Origin of the sequence: Burkholderia sp. A2, assembly GCF_001729305.1 — a bacterium.
In the GTDB taxonomy this organism is placed as follows: Bacteria; Pseudomonadota; Gammaproteobacteria; order Burkholderiales; family Burkholderiaceae; genus Burkholderia; species Burkholderia sola.
Genome location: NZ_LZXX01000118.1, coordinates 136,263 through 142,422 on the forward strand (window position 1 = coordinate 136,263; position 6,160 = coordinate 142,422).

General features: G+C 69.4%; 7 protein-coding genes. All 7 read right to left on the reverse strand.

Features of this window, described 5'->3' with window-relative positions; all coding sequences use genetic code 11:
* Positions 1–4 precede the first annotated feature (4 nt).
* Complete coding sequence (locus A9Z05_RS27355) at positions 5–895, reverse strand: peptidoglycan DD-metalloendopeptidase family protein (protein ID WP_069620846.1); 891 nt, start codon at positions 893–895, stop codon at positions 5–7.
* A 5-nt stretch (positions 896–900) separates the two neighbouring features.
* Positions 901–1,833: a protein-L-isoaspartate(D-aspartate) O-methyltransferase gene (locus A9Z05_RS27360; protein ID WP_069620856.1), complete on the reverse strand. Its 933-nt coding sequence runs from the start codon at positions 1,831–1,833 to the stop codon at positions 901–903.
* On the reverse strand, positions 1,830–2,591 hold the full coding sequence (gene surE, locus A9Z05_RS27365) for a 5'/3'-nucleotidase SurE (RefSeq protein WP_069620847.1): 762 nt from the start codon (positions 2,589–2,591) through the stop codon (positions 1,830–1,832). The genes A9Z05_RS27360 and surE overlap by 4 nt, the downstream gene beginning before the upstream one ends.
* A gap of 217 nt (positions 2,592–2,808) precedes the next feature.
* Positions 2,809–4,014 (reverse strand): CaiB/BaiF CoA-transferase family protein, encoded by a 1,206-nt coding sequence (locus tag A9Z05_RS27370; RefSeq protein WP_050013203.1) that lies wholly within the window; start codon positions 4,012–4,014, stop codon positions 2,809–2,811.
* 48 nt (positions 4,015–4,062) lie between these two features.
* On the reverse strand, positions 4,063–4,659 hold the full coding sequence (recR, locus tag A9Z05_RS27375) for a recombination mediator RecR (RefSeq protein ID WP_006478665.1): 597 nt from the start codon (positions 4,657–4,659) through the stop codon (positions 4,063–4,065).
* 31 nt (positions 4,660–4,690) lie between these two features.
* The gene (locus A9Z05_RS27380) at positions 4,691–5,017 is read right to left on the reverse strand and encodes a YbaB/EbfC family nucleoid-associated protein (RefSeq protein WP_006482124.1); all 327 of its coding nucleotides are present in this window, start codon (positions 5,015–5,017) and stop codon (positions 4,691–4,693) included.
* A 95-nt stretch (positions 5,018–5,112) separates the two neighbouring features.
* On the reverse strand, positions 5,113–6,160 hold a 1,048-nt coding region (locus A9Z05_RS27385; RefSeq protein WP_305143988.1), incomplete at its 5' end, for a DNA polymerase III subunit gamma/tau C-terminal domain-containing protein.

Here is a 6,160-nt window from a genome sequence, read left to right on the forward strand (position 1 = left end):
TCGGTTATTGAGGCGGCAAATACTTCAGCGGATCGACAGGCTTACCCTGCCGGCGAACCTCGAAATGCAGCATCACGCGGTCGGCATCGCTGTTACCCATCTCGGCGATCTTCTGCCCCTTCGTCACCGCGTCCCCCTCTTTTACCATCAAAGCGCGATTGTGTGCATACGCCGTGAGGTAAGTCGCATCGTGTTTGATGATAATGAGGTTGCCGTAACCACGCAGACCGTTGCCGGAGTAAACGACGCGGCCGTCCGCCGCCGCCTTCACGGCCTCGCCGGCCGTCCCGCCGATATTGACACCCTTGTTCTTCGCATCGTCGAACCCGTTCAGCACGGGGCCGCGCGCGGGCCACGCGAACGTCACGGGGCCGCTCGGAGCAGCCGCCGTATCGCTCGACCCGATTGCCGCGGCCGGCGGCGTGGCGGCGAGCGCGGACGACGTGCCTGCAGCCGGCGCGGCCGGACCGCTGCTCAGCGGCGCGGTCGCGACCGCACCGCCGACGATCGGCGCGGCGGCCGGCGTGCCCGCGACCGCGGCGCCGGCCTGGGGCGACACGCGCAGCAGCTGGTCGACTTCGATCTGATTCGGGTTCGCCAGATTGTTCCACGCCGCGATGTCGCGGTAGTTCTGGCCGTTTTCGAGTGCGATCCGGTACAGCGTGTCGCCCGGCTTCACCCGGTAGTAACCCGGCGGCGCCGGCGGAAGCGGCGCCGCGGGCTGCGCGGCGGCGGTCGTGCCGAGCGACCCGGAGCGATCGACGACGGGCGCGTTGTCGAGCCGCGTCGCACAGGCGGCCAGTAGCGTGGAGAACGCAGCCACACAGATCGCGCGCTGGGCGAGCGTGAGCGGTTCCCTGGATCGGTTGTTTTGCATCGCGCGCAACATACTCATCGGTTTCAAATCACTCCGGATTTTAAAGGGACAAAGAAAACGCGATCAAGCCGGGACTCTCGCCATTGCGCGTGCGCGACGCGCTCGACGAGCGTGAGCACCTGGTGCTGCCCGCTCTGCGCGCCGACCGGCGCGACGAGCCGCCCGCCGATCGCGAGCTGCTCGAGCAGCGCCTGCGGCACGTCGAGCCCCGCCGCGGCGATCACGATCGCGTCGAACGGAGCCGCGGACGGCAGGCCGACACGCCCGTCGCCGTAATGCAGACGGATATTCGGCACGCGCAGCGGCCGCAGGTTCAGCTTCGCGCGCTCGTAGAGGGGCTTGATGCGTTCAATCGAATACACGTCGCGCGCCACGTGGCTCAGCACGGCGGCCTGATAGCCGCAGCCCGTGCCGATCTCGAGCACGCGCTCGAGCGTGCGGCCGGCCATCGCGAGCTCGATCATGCGCGCGACGACCGACGGCTTTGAAATGGTCTGCTGGTGGCCGATCGGCAACGCCGAATCCTCGTAGGCCTGCGTCGCGAGCCCGGGATCCACGAACAGGTGGCGCGGCACCGCGGCCATCGCGTCCAGCACGCGCGCATCGGTCACGCCGTTCGCGCGCAGCCGTTCGACCATCCGCTCGCGCACGCGTTCCGACGTGAGGGCGAATGCGCCGGCCGGCGCGATGCTCGGCGCAGCCGGCTTCGGCAGCGCAGGTTTCAGCGCGGTCGGCTTCGGTGCGGTCGCCGGTTTCGCGGCGGCGGTGCCCGACAGCGGCACCCGCGCGGCGGCCGGCTTCACCGCAACCGGTTTCAGTCCGGCTGCGGGTTTGTCGGCGGCCTTCGGCACCGCGCCCGCCGCTTGGCGTTCGCCGGCCCGACCTTCCGATTTGCGTGGCGCTCGTTTGAGATCTTCGAGCGCGAGCGGGAACCGCTTCGCGCGCTCGCCGCTCATGAAGCCCGCCCTCCGGCGCGCGCCCATTCGCGCGTCGCAGGCAGCATCTGCGTATGCGTGAGATCGAGCTGCAGCGGCGTGATCGACACGAAACCGTTTGCGACGGCGTGGAAATCGGTGCCGTCGCTGGCGTCCAGCGCGTCGCCCGCGGCGCCGATCCAGTAGATCGGCTCGCCGCGCGGGTCGGTCTGGCGAATCACCGGCTGCGACGGATGACGCTTGCCGAGGCGCGTGACCTTCCAGCCCTTCAGTTGGTCGTACGGCAGGTTCGGGATATTGACGTTCAGCAGCGGCTGGCCGGCCAGCGGATGCGCGAGGTAGTGCGCGACGATTTCCGCCGCGACGCGTGCGGCATCGGCCAGATGAGCCCAGCCCTTGTCGACCAGCGAGAACGCGATCGCCGGCACGCCGAACATGATGCCTTCGGTGGCGGCCGCAACTGTCCCCGAATAGAGCGTGTCTTCGCCCATGTTCTGGCCGTTGTTGATGCCGGACACGACGATGTCCGGCCTCATGTCGGCCATCCCCGTCAGCGCGACGTGCACCGAATCGGTCGGCGTGCCGTTCACGTAGAAGAAACCCGTACCCGCTGCGCGCTGCACCGACAGCGGCCGCGACAACGTGAGGGAATTCGACGCGCCGCTGCAGTTCTGCTCGGGCGCGATCACCGTAAGCTCGGCCAGCGGCTGCAGCGCTTCGCTGAGCGCGGCGAGACCGGGGGCGAGATAGCCGTCGTCGTTGCTGAGTAGGATTCGCATCCGGCGATTGTAACCGAGGAAAGATGGCGCGAGAGCGACAGGCCGGCCGCCGCGGACGGGCGGGTATACGCATGGGCACGCGATGCGCCGCCGCACTGCGCGGCGACATTCCGCGCGCCGGGGAAAACACCGGGCCGCCGGGTTTTCCGCCCGGAGAAAATCTCGTCGTGGAACCCTTCGTCGAGCGACCCGGCGCAAAGCACCACGCCGGCCACGCTCAGATCGCGCCCGCCTCGCGCAGCGCGGCAATCGCGTGCGCGTCGTAGCCGAGGCCGCGCAGCACCTCGTCGGTATGCTCGCCGAGCTCGGGACCGAGCCAGCGCGTTTCGCCCGGCGTGTCCGACAGCTTCGGCGTGATGTTCGGCAGCGGAATGTCGGTGCCGTCGGCCAGCTTGAAACGCTGGATCATCTGGCGTGCGACGAACTGCGGATCGGTGAACATGTCGGCCGCGCTGTAGATGCGCCCGGCCGGCACGTCGGCCGCATTGAGCACGACGAGCGCCTCGTCGATCGTGCGCGGCGCGAGCCACGCGGCGATCGCGTCGTCGATTTCCTGCGTGCGCGGCACCCGCCCGTCGTTTTGCGCGAGCGCGGGATCGTCGGCGAGGTCGTCGCGCTCGATCGCCTTCATCAGCCGCTTGAAGATCGGATCGCTGTTGCCGCCGATCACGATGCTGCCGTCGCGGCACGCGTACGTATTCGACGGCACGATGCCCGGCAGCGACGCGCCGGTGCGCTCGCGCACCATCCCGTACACGCCGTACTCGGGCACCACGCTTTCCATCATGTTGAAAACGGCTTCATACAGTGCAACGTCGACCACCTGCCCCGCGCCGCCGTTGACCTTGCGGTGATGAAGCGCCATCAGCGCGCCGATCACGCCGTGCAGCGCGGCGATCGAATCGCCGATCGAGATACCGATGCGCGGCGGCGGCAGATCCGGATAGCCGGTGATGTGACGCAGCCCGCCCATCGATTCGGCGATCGCGCCGAAGCCGGGCCGGTCGCGGTACGGGCCCGTTTGCCCGTAGCCGGACAGGCGTACCATCACGAGGCCCGGATTGTCGGCCGACAGCACGTCGTAGCCGAGCCCGAGCTTTTCGAGCAGGCCCGGACGGAAATTCTCGATCACGATGTCGGCCTCGCTCGCGAGCTGCCGCGCGATCGCCTTGCCGGCGTCGGCTTTCAGGTTCAGCGTGACCGATTTCTTGTTGCGCGCCTGCACGGACCACCACAGCGACGTGCCGCCCTGCTCCGGGTGGAGCTTGCGCCACTTGCGCAGCGGGTCGCCGCCGTTCGGATCCTCGATCTTGATCACTTCCGCGCCGAATTCGGCGAACAGCCGCGACGCGAACGGCCCCGCGATCAGCGTTCCGAATTCGAGCACTTTGACGCCCGCGAGCGGGCCCTGGCTGGTGCTCATGTGCCTCCCTGGCATGAGGAACGGCGCCGCCGGCAGGCGACGCCCGGCTTACATCGTGCGGCGGTCGAGCATCGCGCGGGCGATGGTGCCCGCGTCGACGTACTCAAGCTCGCCGCCCACCGGCACGCCGCGCGCGAGGCGCGTCACCGCCAGCCCGCGCGCCTTGAGCGTCTGGCCGAGGTAGTGGGCGGTGGCTTCGCCTTCGTTCGTGAAGTTGGTCGCGAGCACGACTTCCTTGACGACGCCGTCGGATGCGCGCCGCACGAGGCGGTCGAAATGGATTTCCTTCGGGCCGATTCCGTCGAGCGGGCTCAGTCGCCCCATCAGCACGAAATACAGCCCGCGGTAGGTCATCGTCTGCTCGAGCATGATCTGGTCGGCAGGCGTCTCGACGACGCACAGCAGCGTCGGATCACGCTCCTCGTCGCTGCAGACCTCGCAGATCTGCGCTTCGGTGAACGTGTTGCACTTCTCGCAGTGCTGCAGGTGCTCGGTCGCGAACAGCAGCGACCGGCCGAGCCGCTCCGCGCCCTCGCGATCGTGCTGCATCAGGTGAACCGCCATGCGCTGCGCGGATTTCGGCCCGACGCCGGGCAGCACGCGCAACGCTTCGACGAGAGCGGACAAGGCGGACGGCTGTTTCATACGGCGGCAAACGGTGACAAGGACGCGGCGCTCAGAACGGCAGCTTGAAGCCCGGCGGCAGCGGCAGGCCCGACGTCATGCCGCTCATCTTTTCCTGCGACGTTGCTTCGGCCTTGCGCACCGCGTCGTTGAACGCAGCGGCGACGAGATCCTCGAGCATGTCCTTGTCGTCCGCGAGCAGGCTCGGGTCGATCGACACGCGGCGCACTTCGTTGCGGCACGTCATCGTCACCTTGACGAGGCCGGCGCCCGACTGCCCTTCGACCTCGATCAGCGCAAGCTGCTCCTGCATCTTCTTCATGTTTTCCTGCATTTGCTGCGCTTGCTTCATCAGTCCGGCGAGGTTGCCTTTCAACATGGGAATACTCCTTCTTGATCGTATGAAAACCGGCACGCGGCGCGTGCCGGCCGATGTGTGCGGGGCGTGATTGTGCCTGTCGCGGGGCGGTCAGTTCAATGGAGCGTGGGCGGTGCACCGTCCGGCGCCGAATCGGCGAGCGGGCGCACCGACCCCTCGACGATGCGCGCACCGAAGTCGCGCACGAGCTGCTGGACGAACGGATCGCCGTGAATCTCCTGCTCGGCTTCGCGCTGGCGCGCCGCGCGCGCGGCCGCATCGAGCGCCGCCGCGGTGCGCCGGGCGGGCCCGACCTCGACGCTCACCTCGACCGGCTTGCCGAGCGCATCGGCCAGTGCGGCCTTCAGCTTCGCCACCTGCGCGGCGTCCGCATACTGCGGCACCGGCACCGACAACTTCAATGCGCTCGCATCGACGGCCGTCAGCTCGCTGTTGAACGCGAGCTGGTACGCGACGCCCTTCAGCGGCAGCCGCGCAGCCAGCGCCGGCCATTCGCCGTCGAAGCCGATCGGATCGAGCGCGATCGCGGGCGGCAACGGACGCGTGTCGATCGGCGCGGTCGGACGCGCGTCCGCCGGCTTCGGCGTCACGCGTACATCGTCTGGACCGCTGTCGAACACCGGCACGAAGCCGTCGTCGGAACCGCCGAACATTTCGTCGGCGCTGAGCGGCACGTAGTCGTCCGGCGGGATGTCTTCCCACGGCGGCGACGGCTGGCGCGAATCGGCTGCCTGCGGCGCGCGGGCGACGGCACGCGGCGTCGGCACCTGGACGGCGGGACGCGGCGCGGCCGGTTTCTCGGCGGCCGGCTGGGATGCCGCCGGCTTCGCTGCCGCGCCTGCGCGCCCGCGGTCCGACGACACGCGCATCCCTGCATTGCGCAGCACGTCGAGCGCGGCGGCAGCACCGCCCGCCCGCGCCGCCGGACGGGCGGCGGCCGGCTCGGGCGACACGGCGCGCGGCGCCGGTTCGGGTTGCGGCGCCGGTTCGTCGTTTCGCTGCACGGCGGCAACGGCCGCCGGCTCGGGTTCACGGGTGGGAGGCGGCGCGTCGCCGGCGGGCGCTGCCTTCTCGTCCGGCTGCGGCTGCGGCGGCTCGATCGCTCGAGCGTCGGCCGCGACCGGTGCCGACGCTGCCTTTTCG